This window comes from Streptomyces liliifuscus, assembly GCF_016598615.1.
In the GTDB taxonomy this organism is placed as follows: domain Bacteria; phylum Actinomycetota; class Actinomycetes; order Streptomycetales; family Streptomycetaceae; genus Streptomyces; species Streptomyces liliifuscus.
Map to the genome: position 1 here is coordinate 7,821,571 of NZ_CP066831.1, position 21,782 is coordinate 7,843,352.

The window sequence follows — 21,782 nt, forward strand, 5'->3', positions numbered from 1 at the left end:
ACTTTGACGATGCCCATAGCGTCCATGTGACGTGAATCCCGTGGGGTGGTAGGTGGGGTGGTCACGGCGTGATCGGTGAGGTCGGCGCGGTGGTTGTCCACAGGCTGTTTTCCGCTTCCAGGCGGGTGTGCGAGCATGAAGAGAGAAGGCAAGACACACGCTCGGCCCGGAATGAATCCGCGGCCCCGCCGGTTGCAACCGTCGGCAAGCAGTCTCCGTACAACCCGGGAGAGAAGCAGATGTCCGTATCGGACGAGACCACCACCGTGAGCGACGGCATCCTCCTGTCGGACGCCGCCGCGGCCAAGGTCAAGGGCCTGCTGGAGCAGGAAGGCCGCGACGACCTGGCGCTGCGTGTCGCCGTTCAGCCCGGCGGCTGCTCCGGCCTGCGGTACCAGCTCTTCTTCGACGAGCGCTCCCTCGACGGCGATGTCGTCAAGGAGTTCGGCAGCGTGAAGGTCGTCACCGACCGCATGAGCGCTCCGTACCTGGGCGGCGCCTCCATCGACTTCGTGGACACCATCGAGAAGCAGGGCTTCACGATCGACAACCCGAACGCGACGGGTTCCTGCGCCTGCGGCGACTCGTTCAGCTGAGCCCGCTGCTTGCGTTTGACGGATGACGGCCGGGTCCGTCGTCCCGAACGACACCGAAAGGCGGCGCCCCCTCCAACAGGGCGCCGCCTTTCGCGTACCGGTGGCCGGGTGTCCCCGGCTGCCTACCTCGGCCCGGTCGGGTTCGGCAGGTCCTTCTCCAGCGGTACGGCCTTGCCGCCCGTGTCGACGACCTTCCGTTCCCCGAGCGATTCCTTGAGCTCGACCTTCTCGTGGAAGGTCTTGGCGATCAGGATGCAGACCTGGTCCGTCTCCAGCGTCTCGGTCACCCGCACCGTCACCCTGCCGCCGGACTCCTGCGCCGAGGCCTTGTAGTCACTGCACACCCCGCCCGTGAAGCGCACGGTCAGTTCCCTGCCGTCCGCGCTGTAGCCCTCGACACGGACATTCCGGGTCTCGGTCTTCGGCGCCTTCGTCGTCCCGCCGCCCGGCTCGCTCGTCCGTGGGCTCGGAGCCACCGTCGGGTCGTCGCTCGGGGTGCCGCCCGGAGGCTCCGGAGAGGTCAGATACCGCGGGTCGACCGCGGGATGCGTGATCGTGAAGCCGGCGCCCGCCCCCGAGGGCCGTACCTCGAAGAGCCAGGACGGCACCAGCGCCTGCCGCCCGTCCACGAAGTGCGTGGCCAGACCGAACACGGCGTCCTCGACGACGACCGTCTCGGGCTTCGGCGCCACCGTCGACGTCTCGCAGGGCTTCTCGTCCTTGTCCTTCAGCGGTACGGGACTCGCGCATCCGCCGATCCCCACGCGCCCGCCGCCCGTCCCGGACCCGTTCAGCAGGTCGAGCGTCTTCCGAGCACTGATGACGGGGTACGTGTCGCTCTTGACCGGGGTCTTCAACTGGCCGCTGCCGCCCACGACCTGGCCGTCCGGGCCGATCTGGAGACCGGTCGACCAGCCGTACGTCGGCAGCCCGCCCACCTCCGGGTCCGCGTTCACCACGCGTACGGCGTCCATGAGCTGGCTCGCGTCGAGCTTGGCGTCGTCCTGGCCGACCGCCTTGAGAACGGGCGCGGCGGCCTTCTTCGCGGCGTCCACGCTCACCGGTTCGGTCCCGGCACCCTCGGCGTCGGTCTCGGTGCCCTTGGCCGTCCCGCTCGCGCACACCGTGGTGCTCTTGCAGTTGTCGGTGCCGGGCACGAAGCGGTTGAACGTCCAGGTGCCGGGTGCCTTCTTGTTCACCCGCAGACCCGGACCGGAACCGTCCTTCGTGGCGCCGACCAGCCAGGCGTCGCCCTCCGCCTTCGGTGTGCCCTCCACACCCAGCGCCTTGGCCAGCTTCGCCACCTCGGCCGCGGTGACCTCGCCCTTCGCACGGTGGACGGCCGCGGAGGAGGGGCCGTCGGGGAGTTCGCCCTCGGCGCGGTAGGTCGCGCCGTTCGGGTCGGGCTCGCCGGGCGCGATGCCGTTCGTGCCGTCCGTGCCCTTCGCGCCGCCCTCGGTGTAGCCGTCCAGGGCGAGCGGCGGCGGATTGCCGTCGTCCCTCGGCGTACCGGAGCTGTCCTTGCTTCCACCGCCGCCGGACGCGGTCGTGGCGAAGTACGCCCCGCCGCCCCCGGCGAGCAGCACGGCGGCCGCGACCGAGGCGACGACCACCGGCGAATGCCGCCTGCGCGGCTTTTCCTCGTCGGCGGCCTCGGCCGCGTCGTTGTCGGGTCGCTCGCTGTCCACCGCATCGCTCCTTCTGCCGCGCCGCTGTCCCATGAGACCCGCCCCTGACCGGGTCAGGACACAGCAGGGTCGTATCCTGCCTCCCCTTTACGGGGGACAGCGATGGGACGCGACGGGGGAGCGCGCGGTTCCCTAATTGGCGCCGCTCACTTTTCAGGGGTGCGGCGCCTTACTTCGTCTTCGGGGCGGGCGGTGCCCCACGTCTTTTAGGGGCGCGGGGAACTGCGCGACCAGCCACAGTCGGCCCGCAGCTTCCATCCGGCCCTCTCCGCGGAGCGACTAGTCGCCGTAGTCCGACATCGCGTCCAGCATCCGGGCGGAAGCCGACGGCACCGTCACGCCGTGGATGAGTGACGGGGACACCGGCAGCGCGGTGATCCTGGCGGGAGCCGACCAGTGCGGGACCATACGGGCGCAGTCGCCCCGCAGCTCGGCCAGACCGCCTTCGGGATCGAGCGGAGCGTCGCCATGGATCTTGAGGTTCGTCATAGCGGAACCGTAAGCACCGCCTGCCCTACGAAAAAAGCCCTACTATTGGGTAGTTTTGCCTGCTTCGAAGCCGCGGCCCGAACCCGATAGCGTTAGATGTCAATCTCCCTCCTCGCAGGAGCGTGTCCTAGCCGTGCGTATCGCAGTCTCGGGCTCCATCGCCACTGACCACCTCATGACCTTCCCCGGCCGCTTCGCCGACCAGCTGGTCGCGGATCAGCTGCACACGGTCTCCCTCTCCTTCCTGGTCGACAATCTCGACGTACGCCGGGGCGGCGTGGGTGCGAACATCGCCTTCGGCATGGGCCAGCTCGGCACCTCGCCGATCCTGGTCGGGGCGGCGGGCTCCGACTTCGACGAGTACCGCGCCTGGCTGGACCGGCACGGCGTCGACACCGCGTCCGTACGGATCTCCGAGGTGCTGCACACCGCGCGCTTCGTCTGCACCACGGACGCCGACCACAACCAGATCGGCTCCTTCTACACCGGCGCCATGAGCGAGGCCCGCCTCATCGAGCTCAAGGCGGTCGCCGACCGTGTGGGCGGACTCGACCTGGTCCTGATCGGCGCGGACGACCCCGAGGGCATGCTCCGGCACACCGAGGAGTGCCGGACCCGTTCGATCCCCTTCGCCGCCGACTTCTCCCAGCAGATCGCGCGCATGAACGGCGACGAGATCCGGCTGCTGCTCGACGGTGCGACGTACCTCTTCTCGAACGAGTACGAGAAGGGGCTCATCGAGTCCAAGACCGGCTGGAGCGACGCGGAGATCCTTTCGAGGGTCGGCCACCGGGTGACCACCCTCGGCGCGCGCGGTGTGCGGATCGAGGGGGTCGGGGCGGACACGATCGAGGTCGGTGTGCCCGAGGAGACGGCGAAGGTCGACCCGACCGGGGTCGGGGACGCCTTCCGGGCCGGGTTCCTGTCGGGGCTGGCCTGGGGCGTCTCGCACGAGCGGGCCGCGCAGGTGGGCTGCATGCTCGCGACGCTCGTCATCGAGACCAAGGGGACGCAGGAGTACCAGTTGAAGCGGTCGCACTTCCTGGACCGGTTCACGAAGGCGTACGGGCATGACGCGGCGGCGGAGGTTCAAGGGCACCTGGCTTAGTGCCGGTGCCCTTTTCGTGGGGCGCGTCCGTTTGTTCGTGGGTGCGGGTGCGTGGGGGCTGGTCGCGCAGTTCCCCGCGCCCCTGAAAGACGCCGGTGCGCGGGAGCCGCAAATGGATACGGCCCCGCGCACCTGAGGCGACTACGGCGCTTTCCGGCGGACCATGTATGCCGTTCCGCCCTCTGTCGGTTCTTCTCCTACGTACTCCTGGTTTCGCATTTCGCACCAGGCCGGGATGTCCAGGCGGGCCGCCTCGTCGTCGGAGAGGACGCGGACCGTGCCGCCGACGGGGACGTCGGTGATCACCTTGGCGAGTTCGATCACCGGGATCGGGCAGCGCTTGCCGAGGGCGTTCACGACGAGGGAGTCGTCCTGGACGGTCACGACGGGGGCGCTCGCCGGGGCGCCCAGCTTCTCGCGGACCGCCGCGACCGTGCGGGGCAGGACGTCCAGGAAGCGGTCCACGTCCTGTGCCGGGGTGCCGAGGGGGAGGGACACCCGGACGTTGCCCTCGCTCAGTACGCCCATCGCTTTGAGGACATGGCTCGGCGTGAGCGTGCTGCTCGTGCAGGACGACCCGGACGAGACCGAGAAACCCTCGCGGTCCAGCTCGTGCAGCAGAGTCTCTCCGTCGACATAGAGACAGGAGAAGGTGAGGAGATGGGGGAGCCGGCGCACCGGGTCGCCCACCACCTCCACATCCGGGACCAGTTCCGGCACCCGCGCACGGATCCGGTCCGTCAGCTCCCGCAGCCGGGCCGACTCGGTGGCCGCCTCCGCGCGTACGGCCCGCAGTGAGGCCGCGGCGGCGACGATTCCGGGAATGTTCTCGAAGCCGGGGGCGCGCCCCGACTCCCGTTCGTCGGCCGGGCCTTGAGGGGCGTAACGCACCCCCTTGCGCACGACCAGCAGCCCGACGCCCGAGGGGCCGCCCCACTTGTGGGCGCTGCCCGTCAGCAACGACCAGCCGCCCTCGACCTGCCCCCAGGCCAGCGACTGCGCCGCGTCCACCAGAAGGGGGACGCCCGCCGCGCGGCACGCCTCGGCGACGGCGGCCACCGGCTGCTCCGTACCCACCTCGTGGTTGGCGGACTGGAGACAGGCGAGCGCGGTGTCGGGGCGCAGGGCCTCGGCGTACGCGTCGGGGGAGACCATGCCCGTGCGCAGAACGGGCACTTCGGACACTGTGCCGCCCTGGTTCCGGTGCATCTCGGCCGAATGGAGCACCGAAGAATGTTCGACCGCGGACACGATCAGGTGGCGTCCGACGCGGTGGCGTCCCGCGAGCGTGCCGGCGATCGCGGTGTGGACCGCCCGTGTGCCGGAGGTGGTGAACACCAGCTCGTCCGGGCGGCAGCCGATCGCCTCCGCGGCGGCCTCGCGGGCGGCGTCCAGGAGGAGCCGTGCTCGCCGTCCCTCCCGGTAGAGACGGGCGGGGTCGGCCCAGCCCTCGTCCAGGGAGGCCTGCAGGGCCTGGCGGGCCACGGGGTGGAGGGGGGCGGAGGATGCGGCGTCGAAGTAGGACACGACCTCACGCTATGCGGTGTGGTGGGGGACGGGGGCGTCGGGCTTGTTCGGCGGGTGCGGGTGGGTGGGGGCTGGCCGCGCAGTTCCCCGCGCCCCTAAAGGATGAAAGCCAGGGGCGCAGCCCCGCTTTCAGGGGTGCGGGGAACTGCGCGACCAGTCACATGCGGCCCGCACCCGACGACAAACCGGATCCCCCGAGTCCAAGGGCGCCCCGCGACGGGCCGTCACATACGGCCCGGAGCCCCGCATTCCACCCCTTCGGGGTGAGCCGCGGCGCGTTGGGGACCCTCCCCGCGCGACCCCAAAAAGCGTCCAGTAGGGTTTGGTCCGCATAAACATCCAAACCCCTGCCCGACGCAGGGCGGCGACCGACCAGCGAGAAGGCCGCAGCCAACAGCGCGGGCGAGACTCTCGGGAAGGCGCTACGTGAGTCCCTACGGCTCCGACCGCTCGCCGCGGCGCCCGATGCGGCGGAAGCTGCTGCAGGCACTGACTGCGGGCCTGGTCCTGGCGACCGCCACCGGTTGCACATACAAGGACTTCCCCCGCCTTGGTATGCCCACCCCGACCACGGAAGAGGCTCCGCGGATCCTCTCCCTGTGGCAGGGCTCGTGGGCTGCAGCGCTCGTCACGGGCGTGTTGGTCTGGGGCCTGATCCTGTGGAGTGCGTTCTTCCACCGGCGCAGCCGCACCAAGGTCGAAGTTCCTCCGCAGACCCGGTACAACATGCCCATCGAGGCGCTGTACACGGTGGTCCCGCTCATCATCGTCTCGGTGCTCTTCTATTTCACGGCCCGCGACGAGACGAAGCTCCTCAGCCTCGACAAGAAGCCCGACGTGACGGTCAACGTCGTCGGCTTCCAGTGGAGCTGGGGCTTCAACTACATCGAGAACGTCGACGGCTCGACCGGGGACGCGAAGACCGACAAGAACCTCGACGCGATTCCGAACAGGTTCAAGGAGCAGTTCCCGGAGAACGCCGGGGGCGTCTACGACGTCGGTACGCCCGGCACGGAGAACCCGCAGACGGGCAACCCCGGTCCGACCCTCTGGCTTCCGAAGGGCAAGACGGTCCGCTTCGTCCTCACTTCGCGTGACGTCATCCACTCCTTCTGGGTGGTGCCGTTCCTCATGAAGCAGGACGTCATCCCGGGCCACACCAACTCCTTCCAGGTGACCCCCAACAAGGAGGGCACCTTCCTGGGCAAGTGCGCCGAGCTCTGCGGCGTCGACCACTCCCGGATGCTCTTCAACGTGAAGGTCGTCTCTCCCGAGCGCTACGAGGCCCACCTCAAGGAGCTCGCCGAGAAGGGTCAGACCGGTTACGTCCCGGCCGGTATCGAGCAGACGGACCACGAGAAGAACCGGGAGACGAACAACCTGTGAGCATCCTCAACGAACCTCAGGGTGCCGCCGCGGCCGAAGACTCGTACGAGAACGAGCTACCGGTACGGCGCAAGCAGCCCGGCAATGTCGTGGTCAAGTGGCTCACCACCACCGACCACAAGACGATCGGTACGTTGTACCTGGTCACGTCGTTCGCGTTCTTCTGCATCGGCGGCGTGATGGCGCTGTTCATGCGCGCCGAACTGGCCCGTCCCGGCACGCAGATCATGTCGAACGAGCAGTTCAACCAGGCGTTCACGATGCACGGCACGATCATGCTGCTGATGTTCGCGACACCGCTGTTCGCCGGCTTCACCAACTGGATCATGCCGCTGCAGATCGGCGCACCCGACGTCGCCTTCCCGCGGCTGAACATGTTCGCCTACTGGCTGTACCTGTTCGGCTCGCTGATCGCGGTCGGCGGTTTCCTCACCCCGCAGGGCGCGGCCGACTTCGGCTGGTTCGCCTACAGCCCGCTCTCGGACGCGGTCCGCTCGCCGGGCATCGGCGCCGACATGTGGATCATGGGCCTGGCGTTCTCCGGCTTCGGCACCATCCTGGGCGCGGTCAACTTCATCACCACCATCATCTGCATGCGCGCCCCGGGCATGACCATGTTCCGCATGCCGATCTTCGTGTGGAACGTGCTGCTCACCGCGGTCCTCGTGCTGCTCGCCTTCCCCGTCCTCGCGGCCGCGCTGTTCGCGCTGGAGGCGGATCGGAAATTCGGCGCACACATCTTCGATGCCGCCAACGGCGGGGCGCTGCTATGGCAGCACCTGTTCTGGTTCTTCGGGCATCCAGAGGTGTACATCATCGCGCTGCCGTTCTTCGGCATCATCAGCGAGGTCATCCCGGTCTTCTCCCGCAAGCCGATGTTCGGCTACATGGGCCTGATCGGCGCGACCATCGCGATCGCCGGCCTGTCGGTGACGGTGTGGGCGCACCACATGTACGTCACCGGCGGCGTACTGCTGCCGTTCTTCTCCTTCATGACGTTCCTCATCGCCGTGCCGACGGGTGTGAAGTTCTTCAACTGGATCGGCACCATGTGGAAGGGGTCGTTGAGTTTCGAGACCCCGATGCTGTGGGCGACGGGCTTCCTGATCACCTTCACCTTCGGTGGTCTGACCGGTGTCATCCTGGCCTCGCCGCCGATGGACTTCCACGTCTCGGACTCCTACTTCGTGGTGGCGCACTTCCACTACGTGGTGTTCGGCACGGTGGTGTTCGCGATGTTCTCCGGCTTCCACTTCTGGTGGCCGAAGTTCACCGGCAAGATGCTCGACGAACGCCTCGGCAAGATCACCTTCTGGACGCTGTTCATCGGCTTCCACGGCACCTTCCTCGTCCAGCACTGGCTGGGTGCCGAGGGCATGCCCCGTCGTTACGCGGACTATCTCGCGGCCGACGGCTTCACCGCCCTGAACACGATCTCGACGATCAGCTCGTTCGTGCTCGGTCTGTCGATCCTGCCGTTCTTCTACAACGTGTGGAAGACCGCCAAGTACGGCAAGAAGGTCGAGGTCGACGACCCGTGGGGTTACGGCCGTTCGCTGGAGTGGGCCACGTCCTGCCCGCCGCCGCGGCACAACTTCCTCACGCTGCCGCGGATCCGTTCCGAATCCCCGGCCTTCGACCTGCACCACCCGGAGATCGCCGCTCTCGACCAGCTCGAGAACGCCGGTCACGGTGAGAAGGCCCTCGCTGGTGGCAAGGAGGCCGGCAAGTGAAGGTCCAAGGCAAGATGTTCCTCTGGCTGGCCGTCTTCGTGCTGGCCATGGCGATCGTCTACGGCGTGTGGTCCAAGGAGCCCGCCGGCACCACGGCGCTCTTCCTGGGCTTCGGCCTGTGCGTCATGATCGGCTACTACCTGGCCTTCACGGCCCGGCGTGTCGACGTGGGCGCCCAGGACAACAAGGAGGCCGACGTCGCCGACGACGCCGGTGAGGTCGGTTTCTTCAGCCCGCACAGCTGGCAGCCGCTCTCCCTCGGCATCGGTGGCGCGCTCGCCTTCATGGGCGTGATCTTCGGCTGGTGGCTGCTCTACTTCTCGGCCCCGATCATCATGATCGGCCTGTGGGGCTGGGTCTTCGAGTACTACCGCGGAGAAAGCCAGAACCAGTAGCACGCGCAGAACACGGGAAGCCCGGACACTCCGTCAGGAGGTCCGGGCTTCCCTCTTTTGCCACACCCTTCGTCCCCCGCACGGCCCACTCGCCGCGCCGGGTCCGGCCCCGCTTCCTAGCGTGAGGTCATGAGCCACACACCGCGAAACCGCACAGCCGTCAGCACGGCACTCATAGTCGCTCTCGGCGCCGGGGTCACGGCCTGCGGCTCCGACGGCCACCCGCTCTCGGCCAAGCCGTACGACGCCGCGGAGGACATCTCCTTCAACACCCCCGTCGACGACGGCAAGAAGGCCGACCCGGACAAGCCCCTGGAGATCACCGCCGAGGACTCCGACGGCCGCATCACCGACGTGACCGCCACGGACGCCACAGGACGGTATGTGGCGGGCGAACTCTCCGCCGACGGGACCCGCTGGCACAGCACCTCCCCGCTGGCCGCCGGCGTCCACTACAGGGTCCGCGTGAGCACCGAGGACGAGGACGGCGCCCCCGGCCGCAAGGTGGTCGACTTCGACACCGGAACCCCCACCACGAAGAAGCGGCTGGACGTGAAGTTCGGGCCCGACAAGGGCACGTACGGCGTCGGTCAGCCCGTCACCGCCGAGCTCAGCCTCCCGGTCAAGGACAAGGCCGCCCGCGCCGTCGTGGAGCGTTCACTGAAGGTCGACTCCCGGCCCGCGGTGGAGGGCGCCTGGCACTGGGTGGACGACAGGAAACTGCACTACCGGCCCAAGGAGTACTGGCCCATCCAGGCCACCATCACCGCCCACAGCAACCTGGCCGGGATCAAGGTCGCCGAGCGCCTCTGGGGCGGCAAAGCCGAGCCCCTGACCCTGACCACGGGCGACCGCGTGGAGGCCGTCACGGACGCCTCGGCGCACTCCATGACGGTCTACAGGAACGGCGAGGCGATCAAGTCGATCCCCGTCACCACCGGCAAGCCGGGCTATGACACCCGCAACGGCGTCAAGGTCGTACTGGGCAAGGAAGGTACCGTTCGCATGACCAGCGCCAGCATCGGCGCCTCGGACTTCTACGACCTGATCGTCCACAACTCGGTCAGGCTCACCAACAGCGGCGAGTACGTTCACGCCGCCCCCTGGTCCACGGGCTCCCAGGGCTACGCCAACGTCAGCCACGGCTGCACCGGCATGAGCACCGCCAACGCCCAGTGGTTCTACGAGAACATCCGCGCCGGAGACATCGTCCAGGTCGTCAACTCGTCCGGCGACACGATGGCCCCGTTCGGCAACGGCTTCGGCGACTGGAACCTCACCTGGAAGAAATGGCGCACAGGCAGCGCCCTGATCGCCGACACCCCGGAGGGCCCGGGCCCGGAGGCCCGCCTGAGGCTACGCCCGGAGTCCGTGTAAGCCCTGTCAGGGGCGCGGGGAACTGCGCGACCAGCTACAACGGACCCGCAGTCGCCACACCACACCCCCCGCGGGGTGCTCAGGCGCTCAAGGCCCGCCTGCTGCGAAGCAACCCCGCCAGCGCAGAGGCGAACTCCACCGGCTCCACCGGCAGGGTCACCGCGGCGTCGGCCCGGCTCCACGTGGCCAGCCACGCGTCCTGAGGCCGCCCGATCAGCAACAACACCGGCGGACAGTTGAAGATCTCGTCCTTGATCTGCCGGCAGATCCCCATCCCGCCCGCGGGAACGGCCTCGCCGTCGAGCACGCACACATCGATGCCACCGCGGTCCAGCTCCTTGATGACGGCGGCAGGCGTCGCGCACTCGATGAACTCGACCTGAGGAACGTCCGCCGCCGGCCTCCGGCCGGTGGCGAGCCGCACCTGCTCACGGGTGTTGGAGTCGTCGCTGTAGACCAGCACCGTTGCGGTCGGCTGCATTCTTCCTCCGGGACGTCAGCGTCGTAGAGACAGATACGGACATGGTCCGATGCGCGGATGCTACTCCCTTGAACACATGGTCAACAGCGGTTCGGACAGGGCTTCGATGGGCCATATGGGCTGGACACACCCCACAGACACTCCGAACGGCACCCCCGGGAGTGAGGGCGAGATAAGCGACCGACATAATGTCGGTCGTGGCGACAGCAACGACAGTAGAAACCGGGCACGCGCACCCGTCGGTCAATCGGCCGAACCTCACCAGCGTCGGAACGATCATCTGGCTGAGTTCCGAGCTGATGTTCTTCGCGGCCCTCTTCGCGATGTACTTCACCCTGCGATCGGTGACCGGGCCGGATCACTGGAAGGAGATGGCGGAACATCTCAACTTCCCGTTCTCGGCGACGAACACCACGATCCTGGTGCTCTCCTCCCTCACCTGCCAGCTCGGCGTCTTCGCCGCCGAGCGCGGGGACGTGAAGAAGCTCCGGATGTGGTTCATCGTCACCTTCATCATGGGTGCGATCTTCATCGGCGGTCAGGTCCTCGAGTACACCGAACTGGTCAAGGACGCGGGCCTCTCGCTCTCCTCCGACCCGTACGGCTCGGTGTTCTACCTGACCACCGGCTTCCACGGCCTGCACGTGACGGGTGGTCTCATCGCCTTCCTGCTGGTCCTCGGGCGCACCTACGCCGCCCGCAGGTTCACGCATGAGCAGGCGACCGCCGCCATCGTCGTGTCCTACTACTGGCACTTCGTCGATGTCGTCTGGATCGGCCTCTTCGCCACGATCTACATGATCAAGTAGCCGGGCCCGTTCCCGAGCACATTCCAGAAGCATCGACGCAGAAGATCCTGACACCGGGGTAATCCGTGAAAAAGCTCTCCGCACGACGACGCCATCCGCTGGCGGCGCTCGTCGTCCTACTCCTCGCGCTGGCATGCACCGGGGGGCTGTATACCGCGTTCGCGCCCGCGGACGAGGCGCAGGCCGGTACAACCGCCCAGTCCCTAGCAATCGACGAGGGCAAGAAGCTCTACGCCGTCGGCTGCGCCAGCTGCCACGGCACCGGCGGTCAGGGCACCACTGACGGTCCGAGTCTCGTCGGTGTGGGCGCCGCGGCCGTCGACTTCCAGGTCGGCACCGGCCGCATGCCGGCCCAGCAGCCCGGCGCGCAGATTCCGAAGAAGAAGGTCATCTACTCGCAGGCCGAGATCGACCAGCTCGCGGCGTTCATCGCCTCGCTGGGTGCGGGTCCGACGGTGCCCACCGAGGCCCAGTACAACCCCGAGGGCGCCGACATCGCCAAGGGCGGTGAGCTCTTCCGTACGAACTGCGCCCAGTGCCACAACTTCACCGGCAAGGGCGGCGCGCTGACGAACGGCAAGTACGCCCCGACGCTGGAGGATGTCGACCCGAAGCACATCTACGAGGCCATGCAGACAGGCCCGCAGAACATGCCGTCCTTCCCCGACACCACGCTGACGGAGAAGAACAAGCAGGACATCATCGCGTACCTCGACGCGGTCAACAGCGACGACTCGGAGAGCCCCGGTGGTCTGGAGCTGGGCGGCCTCGGGCCGGTCAGTGAAGGACTCTTCGGCTGGGTCTTCGGTCTCGGCGGACTGATCGCCGTCGCCGTGTGGGTCGCCGCCCGGACCGCAAAGGCCAAGAAGTCATGAGTAGCCAAGAGACCCCAGAAGAGAACCTGCCCGCCGAGCGGGCCGACGACGAGCACGCGCACGGCGCCGTGAGTGTCGCGGACGAGAAGCACCCGTTCGCGGATCCCGGTCTGCCGCCGCACGAGCACCGGATCCAGGACATCGACGAGCGGGCCGCCAAGCGCTCCGAGCGCACGGTCGCCCTCCTGTTCACGCTGTCGATGCTGGCCACGGTCGGCTTCATCGCGGCGTTCGTGACGATCCCCGCCGACAAGATCGTCTACATCTTCCCGCTCGGTCACATCAGCGGACTGAACTTCGCCCTGGGCATGACGCTCGGTCTGGCGCTGTTCTGCATCGGCGCGGGCGCGGTCCACTGGGCCCGCACCCTGATGTCCGACGAGGAGATGACCGACGAGCGCCACGCCATCGCGGCGGAGCCCGAGGTCAAGGCCAAGGTGCTGGCCGACTTCAAGCAGGGTGCCAAGGAGTCCGCGCTCGGTCGCCGCAAGCTGATCCGCAACACGATGTTCGGCGCGCTGACCCTGTTCCCGCTGTCCGGCATCGTCCTGCTGCGCGACCTCGGTCCGCTGCCGGAGGACAAGCTGCGGCACACGATGTGGCGCAAGGGACTGCAGCTCGTCAACATGAACACGAACGAGCCGCTGCGTCCCTCCGACGTCGCCGTGGGCTCGCTCACCTTCGCCAAGCCCGAGGGCCTGGAGGAGCACGACCACGAGTTCCAGACCGAGATCGCCAAGGCGGCCCTGATGATCGTCCGGCTGCAGCCGGACAACATCAAGGACAAGCGTGAGCTCGAGTGGTCCCACGAGGGCATCGTGGCGTACTCGAAGATCTGCACCCATGTCGGTTGCCCGATCTCCCTGTACGAGCAGCAGACGCACCACGTTCTGTGCCCGTGCCACCAGTCCACCTTCGACCTCGCCGACGGTGCCCGAGTTATCTTCGGCCCGGCCGGTCACGCCCTGCCGCAGCTGCGCATCGGCGTGAACGACGAGGGTTACCTCGAGGCGCTCGGCGACTTCGATGAGCCCGTCGGTCCTGCATTCTGGGAGCGCGGATGAGCACTACGACCACCACCGACTCGCGCTCGCGCGAGAAGGCGCCGGCCGGCGAGAAGATCGCCGACTGGGCCGACGGCCGGCTGGGGATCTACTCCCTGGCCAAGGCCAACATGCGCAAGATCTTCCCGGACCACTGGTCCTTCATGCTGGGCGAGATCTGCCTCTACAGCTTCATCATCATCATCCTCACGGGTGTGTATCTGACGCTGTTCTTCCACCCCTCGATGAACGAGATCGAGTACCACGGAAGCTACGTCCCGCTGCAGGGGCAGCTGATGTCGGAGGCCTTCGCCTCCACGCTGGACATCAGCTTCGACGTCCGCGGCGGTCTGCTCATCCGGCAGATCCACCACTGGGCGGCCATCGTCTTCCTGGCCGGCATGTTCGTGCACATGATGCGCGTGTTCTTCACCGGCGCGTTCCGCAAGCCGCGTGAGATCAACTGGATGTTCGGCTTCCTGCTGTTCGTCCTCGGCATGTTCACCGGGTTCACCGGCTACTCGCTCCCGGACGACCTGCTCTCCGGTACGGGTGTCCGCTTTACCCAGGGCGCGATCCTGGCCACGCCGATCGTCGGAACGTACATCTCGTTCTTCCTGTTCGGCGGGGAGTTCCCGGGCGGCGAATTCGTCTCGCGGTTCTACTCGATCCACATCCTGCTGCTGCCCGGCATCATGCTCGGGCTCGTGGTCGGCCACCTGATCCTGGTCTTCTACCACAAGCACACGCAGTTCGCGGGTCCCGGAAAGACCAACAAGAACGTCGTCGGCATGCCGCTGCTGCCGGTTTACATGGCCAAGGCCGGAGGCTTCTTCTTCCTGGTCTTCGGCTTCATCGCGATGCTGGCCGCGGTCGCGTCCATCAACCCGATCTGGGTGCTGGGACCGTACCGGCCCGACCAGGTGTCCACGGGCGCCCAGCCGGACTGGTACATGGGCTTCGCCGAGGGTCTGATCCGCGCGATGCCCGGCTGGGAGATCAACCTCTGGGGTCACACACTCGTCCTGGGTGTGTTCATCCCGCTGGTGCTCTTCGGTCTCTTCCTCGGCATCCTCGCGCTCTATCCGTTCATCGAGTCCTGGATCACCGGGGACAAGAGCGAGCACCACATCCTGGACCGGCCGCGCAACGCGCCGACCCGTACGGCCTTCGGTGTGGCCTGGGTGACCGCGTACATGATCATGCTGATCGGCGGTGGCAACGACATCGTCGCGACCCACTTCCATCTGTCGATCAACTCGGTCACCTGGTTCGTCCGGATCGGGTTCTTCGTCGGACCGGTCCTCGCGTTCGTCGTCACCAAGCGGATCTGTCTCGGCCTCCAGCGCCGCGACAAGGACAAGGTGCTGCACGGCCGCGAGTCGGGCATCATCAAGCGCCTGCCGCACGGTGAGTTCATCGAGGTCCACGAGCCCCTCAGCCAGGAGGCTCTGCACACCCTCACGGCGCACGAGCAGTACGAGCCGGCCGCGATCGGCCCGGCGGTCGACGAGAACGGTGTCGAGCGCAAGGTGAAGGGCCCGCAGAAGCTGCGGGCGAAGCTCAGCAACGCGTACTTCGGGGAGGACAACCAGATCCCGAAGCCCACCGCTGAGGAGTACAAGGAGATCACGAGCGGCCACGGCCACCACTGATCTTCTACCTGTTCGCCACGGCAGGAGCCCCGTCCATTGCCCGGACGGGGCTCTTTGCCGTCCCCGGGGCTGGATAGGGTGGACCCGGTCCCGTACGAGCTACGGGCCACGGGAAAAATCCCACATCCCACAGGCGTCCCCATCGTGGGACGGACGACCCAGGAGCGGCATATGAGCGCTGTGACCCCCGCAGGAGGCGACACCGCGGCGGTCCGTTCCTGGCCCGCCCTGCTGAACGGCCTGCTGGACGGACACGACCTGAGCGCTGCCGACACCGCCTGGGCGATGGATCTGATCATGCGGGGCGAGGCGACCGACGCACAGATCGCCGGCTTCGTGGTGGCGCTGCGGGCCAAGGGCGAGACCGTCGAGGAGATCGTCGGGTTCGTCCGGGCGATGTACGAGCACGCGAACGTGATCGAGGTGCCGGGGGAGACCGTCGACATCGTCGGTACGGGCGGCGACGGGGCGAAGACCGTCAACATCTCCACCATGTCGGCGATCGTCATCGCCGGTACGGGCGCCAAGGTCGTCAAGCACGGCAACCGGGCGGCCTCCTCGGCCTCCGGGGCGTCCGACGTGCTGGAGAAGCTCGGGGTCAATCTGGAGCTGCCGACACACCGGGTGGCCCAGGTCGCCGAGACGGCCGGGATCACCTTCTGCTTCGCGGCGAAGTTCCACCCCGCGATGCGCTACGCGGGTGCCGCGCGTGGGCAGTTGGGGATCCGTACGGTCTTCAACGCGCTCGGTCCGCTGACCAATCCGGCGAAGGTGAAGGCGCAGGCCGTCGGGTGTGCCGATCCCCGGATGGCGCCGATCATGGCCGGTGTGTTCGCCGAGCGCGGCAACTCCTCGCTCGTCTTCCGCGGCGACGACGGCCTGGACGAGCTGACGACGACCGCCACGTCCCGGGTGTGGGTCGTACGGGACGGAAAGGTGCGCGAGGAGTCGTTCGATCCGCGTGACGTGGGGATCGAGCTGGTGCCCGTGGAGGCGTTGCGGGGGGCCGACGCCTCGTACAACGCGGATGTGGCCCGGCGGCTGCTGAACGGGGAGACCGGGCCCGTACGGGACGCCGTGCTGCTGAACTCGGCCGCGGCGCTGGTGGCACTGACGCCGGGGGACGGGCCGCTCGCGGACCAGCTCCGGGCGGGGATGGTGAAGGCCGCGGCCGCGATCGACTCCGGGGCGGCGAAGGCGACGCTGGAGCGATGGGTGGCGGCGACGAACGCGTAGCCGCCGGCCGCGTGTGTTTGTCGGGTGCGGGCCGGCGGGGGCTGGTCGCGCAGTTCCCCGCGCCCCTAAAAGATCGCGCAGTTCCCCGCGCCCCTTTTAGGGGCGCCTCCCCGTCGTCCCGGTATCCGGACGGCCGGGTTGCGTCCGGGTGATCGTGTGGCAAGATGCAGGCAGGTCATGAGCGACAGTCATCAGGCCCCGGCCGACTGTCCGGCAACCCTCCGTCCGTGGCGGGGTGCCCCGGGTGAAGACCAGGCCGTAGGCAGTGAGGTCTACGGCAAGCGCGGACCCCTCGCATCACCAGGGGTCCTGGTCGTCCGAGGGAGCCTTCTGTGAGCAAGCGAATGCGATAGGGCGTAGAGCCCCGCCTCCGCACACCCCTTTTCACCTTCACCCACGCTTGAGCTCCATCAGCTCGCGTGGTGTTCCCGCCTGCCTCACAGGAGTTCGCCATGTCTGTTTCCACCACTGCCCCCACCGCTGCCGCTGCCACCGACCAGGCCGTCTGCTGCGACACCTCCGCGTCGCTGCCCGTGCTGGGACGGGACGTCACCGTCCCGCTCGTCACCGGCGGTGAGGTCACCTACGCCGCGCTCGACTACGCCGCCAGCGCCCCTGCCCTGCAGCGGGTGTGGGACGACGTGGCCGCGTACGCCCCGTACTACGGGAGCGTGCACCGCGGGGCCGGGTACCTCTCCCAGCTGTCCACCGACCTGTTCGAGAACGCCCGCAGGACCGTCGAGGAGTTCCTCGACTGCCGTGACGGCGACCAGGTCGTCTTCACCCGGTCCACCACCGACTCGCTCAACCTCCTCGCCGCCGCCCTGCCCGCCGACTGCCAGGTCTTCGTCTTCGAGACCGAGCACCACGCGTCGCTGCTCCCGTGGCGGGACGCCCGCGTCACCTACCTCAACGCCCCGCGCACCCCGGGCGAGGCCGTCGCCACGCTGGAGCGGGCGCTCGCCGAGCGGGACCCCCACGGGCCGGCGCTGGTGTGTGTCACGGGCGCGTCGAACGTCACCGGCGAGCTGTGGCCCGTACGGGAACTGGCCGCCGCCGCGCACACGCACGGCGCCCGGATCGTGCTGGACGCCGCCCAGCTCGCGCCCCACCACCCCGTGTCCGTACGGGAGTTGGACGTCGACTGGGTCGCCTTCTCCGGGCACAAGCTGTACGCGCCCTTCGGCTCGGGTGTCCTCGCCGGACGCGCCGACTGGCTGACCGAGGCCGAGCCGTACCTCGCGGGCGGGGGCGCCTCGAGGAAGGTCTCGCGGCGGGTGGACGGCGGCGTAGACGTCGAGTGGCACGAGAGCGCCGCACGGCACGAGGCCGGGTCGCCCAACGTCATCGGCGCCTACTCCATCGCCTCCGCCTGCAAGGCCCTCACCGAGGCCGGCTTCGACACGCTGGTCGCCCGGGAGCAGCAGCTCATCGACACCGTCCGGGCCGGTCTCGCCGAGGTGCCCGAGGTGCGTGTCCTCTCGCTCTTCGGCGACGACGCGCCCCGTGTCGGTGTCATCTCCTTCGTCGTCGAGGGCTGGAACAGCTCGCACTTCGCCGCCGCGCTGTCCGCCGAGTACGGCATCGGGGTCCGCGACGGCCTCTTCTGCGCCCACCCCCTCGTCCGCACCCTCCTCGGCAGCGACCCGCAGACCCAGGGCGAGTGCGGTGCCCCCGAGGCGGCGCCCGGCGAGAAGTCCCTCAACGCGATCCGCGTGAGCTTCGGCGCGGGCACGCCCGACGAGCACGTCGAGCGGTTCGTTCGTGCCGTCAAGGAACTCGTGAGCGACGGCGCGAAGTGGAACTACCGCACGGTGGAAGGGCGTTGCGTCCCGGCGGTGTGACCGCCGGTTCGACCGGCGGGTGGCTCCCCGAGCGTCCGCCGTTCCCGCCGGGGCTGCGCTCACACCCCCGCCCCTCGTGGCAGCCCCGCCCCCAGCAGGATCATCCGCAGGGCGCGCTCCGTCGCGTCGGTGAGGAGTTCGGAGGCTCGTAGGAGGGCCTCGGCCAGGGCCATCGGGGCGGGCAGGATGCCGGTGAAGGCGTCCACGCCCGGGACCGTGTGGGCGCCCTCGCCGAGGGTGCCCGCCAGGGCCAGGACCGGGCGTCCGTTCAGCTTGGCGCGGCGGGCCACCTCGGCCGGGACCTTGCCGCGCGGTGTCTGGTGGTCCAGGGCGCCCTCCGCGGTGAGGACCAGGTCGGCGCGGGCGAGGCGGGCGTCCAGGTCGAGATGGTCGAGGAGCACCTCGAAGCGGGGGAGGAGACGGGCGCCGAGAGCGGCGAGCCCCGCGCCCAGGCCGCCGGAGGCACCCGTACCCGGGCCGCCGTACAGGTCGCAGGTGACCGGGAGGTCCCGGGTGAGGACGTACGCCCAGTTCTCCAGGCCCGCGGACAGCTCCTCGACCTGCGCGGGGGTCGCGCCCTTCTGCGGACCGAAGACCCGCGCGACGCCGCGCTCACCGCAGAGCACGTTGTACGGGTTGCAGGCGACCAGCAGTTCCGTGTGGGCCAGGCGGGGGTCGAGGCCCTTCGGGTCGATGTGGTGCAGGCGGGTCAACTCCCGGCCGCCGTAGGGGAGTTCGAAGCCGTCCTCGTCGAGCAGGCGGGCGCCGAGCGCCTGCAGGGCTCCGGCGCCCCCGTCCGACGTGCCCGAATCGCCGCAGCCGACGAGGATGCGGCGTACGCCCGTGTCCAGGGCGGCGCGGATCAGCTCGCCGACGCCGTACGTGGTGGTGGCGCCCGGGTCACGCAGGCCGTGCGGGACGAGGGAGAGTCCGGCCACCGCCGCCATCTCCACGACGGCCGTGTCGGCGGAGCCGAGGCCGGATCCGGCACCGGATCCGAGCAGCGCGAAGTGGGTGCCCACGGGTTCGCCGAGCGGGCCGGTGGCGGGCAGGGCGACCAGCCGGCCCCCGGTCGCCGAGGCGAGGGCCCGGGCCGTCCCCTCGCCGCCGTCCACCAGCGGGATCAGGTCGACCTCGGCGTCCGGTACGACACGGCGTACGCCCGCCGCGATGGCGTCGGCGGCGGCCTGGGCGGACAGGGACTCCTTGAAGCCACTGGGGGCGACGGCGAAACGGGTCAGCATGAGAGGGGCTCCTTGAGGGCTTTGCGGCCAGGACGGCTTGACGGCTTCAGGGCTTCAGGACCGGTACGCCGAGCAGCGGCCACACGGTGAGGGCGAAGAGCAGGACGAGCGCGGCCGTCAGCGGGGCCAGGACCGCGGACAGGCGCAGCAGGTCGCGCGGGGTGTACGTCGGTGTGCCGGGTATCTCGGCGAAGAGCGTGACCGGCTTGGCCGAGGCCGGGAGCGTGTGGCAGAAGCCCGCGGCGGCGGTGGACGCCAGCGCTGCCGCGACCGGGTTGACCCCCGCGCCCACCGCCGCCGCGACCACCAGCGGTACGAAGACGGAGGACCGGGCCGAACGGGACTGCAGGACCAGGTGCGCGGCCGTGCTCACCGCGACGACGAGCGCGAGGAACAGCCATGGGGCCATGTCCCCCGGCAGCCCGGACACCAGCCATCCCGCCGCCCCCGAGTCCGCGAGCGCGACGCCCATCGCCATCGTCGCGGCCATGAAGAGGAGCAGCGACCAGGGAACGGTCTTCAGGGCGTCCTTCAGGCCCACGGTTCCGAGCGCGGGCGAGGCCGCGACGACCGCGCCGATCAGGGCGACGACCGCGGGGGACACCTGGTGGAGGGGCTCGCTGCACCACAGCGCGACCACCGTGGCGAGCAGCAGCGCGCAGCGCGACTCGGCGGGCGACCAGGGGCCGGTGACGGGCTGCTCGCTGTGCTGCTGGATGTCATCGGCCGTGATCCGTACGGGAGTTCGGCGGTCCGCGCGCCGCGTCGTCGTCAACAGCACGGTCTCCGCGGCGAGATGGGAGGACGCCACGGCCAACGGCAGCCCGAGCAGCAGCCACTGCGTGAAGTCGATACGGTCCCCGGTCGTCTCCCACAGCACCGACACCGTGATCAGATGCGCACCCGCACCGATCAGGGTCGCCACCGCCGACAGCAGGATCACGGTCGGAAAGAGCAGCGCCAGCATCACGACCAGTCGCTTCCGGTCGGCCAGCACCTTGGCGAGCGCGAGGAACACGGGCAGCGCGAGCGCGGCCCGGCCGGAGGTGGCGGGCACCGCGAAGGCCGTCACGACCAGCGCGGCCGTCGTCAGATGCACCAACTGCCTCACGCTGCGCGCCCCGCCCACCAGGAAGGCCGCCGCCCGCCCCGCGAGCCCCGTCCGGGCCACCGCGGCAGCCAGCACGAACGCGCAGATCAGCAGCCAGACCGTCGAGTCCCCGAGCGTGCCGAAGAGCGTCTCGCTGCTGATCACCCCGGTCACCGTGAGAGCCAGTCCCGCGCCCAGGGCGATGTACGTGTCGTCGATGGGCGTACCGATCCACGCACAGGTCGCCAGCGCGAACACGGCCAGCGTCAGCCGCGCGTCACCACCGAGCCCGGGAAAGTTGCCGGGCACGATCAGCAGGGCACAGAGGCTCAGGGCCACACAGAGGACGGCGGCTTGCCGGAGATTCAGACTCACGACATCCAGAGTTCAACTACCCCGTGAGCCCCCAATGAGCCCCACATGAGGGAACCTTCACGCACAGGGCCCCGTCAGGGGCGCGGGGAACTGCGCGATCAGCCACGTCCGGCCCGCGGCCGAACAACGACCGACCAGACGGAGACCACTCACACGGGTAGCCGATACCCCATCCCCCGCACAGTCTCCACCCGCTCGACCCCAAGCTTCTTCCGAAGCGAACGCACGTACACATCAACGATGTTGGATCCCGGATCGAAGTCGTACCCCCACACATGCGACAGGATCTGCTCACGTGACAGCACCTGCCCGGGATGCCGCAGGAACAGCTCCAGCAACACGAACTCACGGGCCGTCAGGTCAACAACCCGCTCACCCGCACGAGCCCGCCGCGTACGCAGATCGAGCGTGAGGTCACCCCCGCGCAGCACGGTGACCTCGGGGACCCCCGCCGCCGTACGCAGCCGCAGCCGCACCCGCGCGAGGAGTTCCTCGAAACGGAACGGCTTGGTCATCCAGTCGTCGGCGCCGCCCTCCAGACCCGCCACCGTGTCGCGTACGGAGTCCCGGGCGGTCAGCACGATCACGGGGACCGTCACCCGGGCCTCGCGCAGTTCGCGCAGCACGGTGAACCCGTCCCGGCCGGGCAGTCCGATGTCCAGGATCACCAGGTCGAAGCCGCCGGTCAGCGCGTACTCGTAGGCGGAGTCGCCGTCCGCGACGACGGTCGTGGTGAAGCCGCCCGCGCGCAGGCCCTTCTCGACGAAGGAGGCGATGCGCTCCTCGTCCTCGACGATCAGGATGCGCTTCATGTCGAACAGGCCTTTCCAG

General features: G+C 69.0%; 19 protein-coding genes and 1 riboswitch. Of the genes, 12 read left to right on the plus strand and 7 right to left on the minus strand.

Annotation, left to right across the window (positions count from 1 at the left end):
• The first annotated feature begins 239 nt into the window (after positions 1–239).
• On the plus strand, positions 240–596 hold the full coding sequence (locus JEQ17_RS33645; RefSeq protein WP_200398763.1) for a HesB/IscA family protein: 357 nt from the start codon (positions 240–242) through the stop codon (positions 594–596).
• Between the two features lie 122 nt (positions 597–718).
• Here the strand turns inward: JEQ17_RS33645 and JEQ17_RS33650 are convergent, their stop codons facing one another.
• Both JEQ17_RS33650 and JEQ17_RS33655 read right to left on the minus strand, forming a co-directional pair.
• Entirely contained in the window at positions 719–2,284 is a 1,566-nt protein-coding gene (locus JEQ17_RS33650; protein ID WP_200398764.1) for a hypothetical protein, read from the minus strand.
• 279 nt (positions 2,285–2,563) lie between these two features.
• Positions 2,564–2,773, minus strand: a complete 210-nt coding sequence (locus JEQ17_RS33655) for a hypothetical protein (protein ID WP_200398765.1) — start codon at positions 2,771–2,773, stop codon at positions 2,564–2,566.
• Between the two features lie 133 nt (positions 2,774–2,906).
• Here JEQ17_RS33655 and JEQ17_RS33660 point away from each other — a divergent pair, with 133 nt between their 5' ends.
• Positions 2,907–3,881 carry a carbohydrate kinase family protein gene (locus JEQ17_RS33660; RefSeq protein ID WP_143631121.1) on the plus strand — a complete coding sequence of 325 codons (975 nt, stop codon included), beginning with the start codon at positions 2,907–2,909 and terminating at the stop codon, positions 3,879–3,881.
• A gap of 141 nt (positions 3,882–4,022) precedes the next feature.
• Here the strand turns inward: JEQ17_RS33660 and JEQ17_RS33665 are convergent, their stop codons facing one another.
• Positions 4,023–5,408 carry a cysteine desulfurase/sulfurtransferase TusA family protein gene (locus tag JEQ17_RS33665; protein ID WP_200398766.1) on the minus strand — a complete coding sequence of 462 codons (1,386 nt, stop codon included), beginning with the start codon at positions 5,406–5,408 and terminating at the stop codon, positions 4,023–4,025.
• 426 nt (positions 5,409–5,834) lie between these two features.
• Here JEQ17_RS33665 and ctaC point away from each other — a divergent pair, with 426 nt between their 5' ends.
• The 4 genes from ctaC to JEQ17_RS33685 all read left to right on the plus strand — a co-directional run bounded on the left by ctaC (position 5,835) and on the right by JEQ17_RS33685 (position 10,299).
• Positions 5,835–6,794, plus strand: coding sequence for an aa3-type cytochrome oxidase subunit II (gene ctaC, locus JEQ17_RS33670; protein ID WP_200398767.1), 960 nt, complete (start codon positions 5,835–5,837; stop codon positions 6,792–6,794).
• Positions 6,791–8,527, plus strand: coding sequence for an aa3-type cytochrome oxidase subunit I (gene ctaD, locus JEQ17_RS33675; RefSeq protein ID WP_200398768.1), 1,737 nt, complete (start codon positions 6,791–6,793; stop codon positions 8,525–8,527). Before ctaC ends, ctaD begins: the two co-directional genes overlap by 4 nt.
• Positions 8,524–8,922 (plus strand): cytochrome c oxidase subunit 4, encoded by a 399-nt coding sequence (locus tag JEQ17_RS33680; RefSeq protein WP_200398769.1) that lies wholly within the window; start codon positions 8,524–8,526, stop codon positions 8,920–8,922. Before ctaD ends, JEQ17_RS33680 begins: the two co-directional genes overlap by 4 nt.
• 129 nt (positions 8,923–9,051) lie before the next feature.
• A complete protein-coding gene (locus JEQ17_RS33685) occupies positions 9,052–10,299 on the plus strand; it encodes a L,D-transpeptidase (RefSeq protein ID WP_200398770.1) in 1,248 nt (415 codons plus the stop codon).
• 79 nt (positions 10,300–10,378) lie between these two features.
• Here the strand turns inward: JEQ17_RS33685 and JEQ17_RS33690 are convergent, their stop codons facing one another.
• The gene (locus tag JEQ17_RS33690; protein WP_200398771.1) at positions 10,379–10,780 is read right to left on the minus strand and encodes a hypothetical protein; all 402 of its coding nucleotides are present in this window, start codon (positions 10,778–10,780) and stop codon (positions 10,379–10,381) included.
• Positions 10,781–10,968: 188 nt separating this feature from the next.
• Between JEQ17_RS33690 and ctaE the strand changes: the two genes are divergently transcribed.
• The 6 genes from ctaE to JEQ17_RS33720 all read left to right on the plus strand — a co-directional run bounded on the left by ctaE (position 10,969) and on the right by JEQ17_RS33720 (position 18,242).
• On the plus strand, positions 10,969–11,589 hold the full coding sequence (gene ctaE / locus JEQ17_RS33695; RefSeq protein WP_143637955.1) for an aa3-type cytochrome oxidase subunit III: 621 nt from the start codon (positions 10,969–10,971) through the stop codon (positions 11,587–11,589).
• Positions 11,590–11,654: 65 nt separating this feature from the next.
• Positions 11,655–12,464 carry a cytochrome bc1 complex diheme cytochrome c subunit gene (gene qcrC, locus JEQ17_RS33700; protein WP_200398772.1) on the plus strand — a complete coding sequence of 270 codons (810 nt, stop codon included), beginning with the start codon at positions 11,655–11,657 and terminating at the stop codon, positions 12,462–12,464.
• On the plus strand, positions 12,461–13,528 hold the full coding sequence (gene qcrA, locus JEQ17_RS33705) for a cytochrome bc1 complex Rieske iron-sulfur subunit (RefSeq protein WP_200398773.1): 1,068 nt from the start codon (positions 12,461–12,463) through the stop codon (positions 13,526–13,528). The genes qcrC and qcrA overlap by 4 nt, the downstream gene beginning before the upstream one ends.
• A complete protein-coding gene (gene qcrB, locus JEQ17_RS33710; RefSeq protein WP_200398774.1) occupies positions 13,525–15,162 on the plus strand; it encodes a cytochrome bc1 complex cytochrome b subunit in 1,638 nt (545 codons plus the stop codon). The genes qcrA and qcrB overlap by 4 nt, the downstream gene beginning before the upstream one ends.
• Positions 15,163–15,333: 171 nt before the next feature.
• Positions 15,334–16,398, plus strand: a complete 1,065-nt coding sequence (gene trpD, locus JEQ17_RS33715) for an anthranilate phosphoribosyltransferase (RefSeq protein WP_200398775.1) — start codon at positions 15,334–15,336, stop codon at positions 16,396–16,398.
• Between the two features lie 173 nt (positions 16,399–16,571).
• Positions 16,572–16,688: riboswitch (SAM riboswitch) on the plus strand.
• A gap of 162 nt (positions 16,689–16,850) precedes the next feature.
• Positions 16,851–18,242, plus strand: a complete 1,392-nt coding sequence (locus JEQ17_RS33720; protein ID WP_234048476.1) for an aminotransferase class V-fold PLP-dependent enzyme — start codon at positions 16,851–16,853, stop codon at positions 18,240–18,242.
• Positions 18,243–18,301: 59 nt separating this feature from the next.
• Here the strand turns inward: JEQ17_RS33720 and JEQ17_RS33725 are convergent, their stop codons facing one another.
• The 3 genes from JEQ17_RS33725 to JEQ17_RS33735 all read right to left on the minus strand — a co-directional run bounded on the left by JEQ17_RS33725 (position 18,302) and on the right by JEQ17_RS33735 (position 21,763).
• A complete protein-coding gene (locus tag JEQ17_RS33725; RefSeq protein ID WP_200398776.1) occupies positions 18,302–19,486 on the minus strand; it encodes a glycerate kinase family protein in 1,185 nt (394 codons plus the stop codon).
• Positions 19,487–19,532: 46 nt separating this feature from the next.
• The gene (locus tag JEQ17_RS33730; protein WP_200398777.1) at positions 19,533–20,951 is read right to left on the minus strand and encodes an SLC13 family permease; all 1,419 of its coding nucleotides are present in this window, start codon (positions 20,949–20,951) and stop codon (positions 19,533–19,535) included.
• A gap of 149 nt (positions 20,952–21,100) precedes the next feature.
• Positions 21,101–21,763 carry a response regulator transcription factor gene (locus JEQ17_RS33735; protein WP_200398778.1) on the minus strand — a complete coding sequence of 221 codons (663 nt, stop codon included), beginning with the start codon at positions 21,761–21,763 and terminating at the stop codon, positions 21,101–21,103.
• Positions 21,764–21,782: the final 19 nt, after the last annotated feature.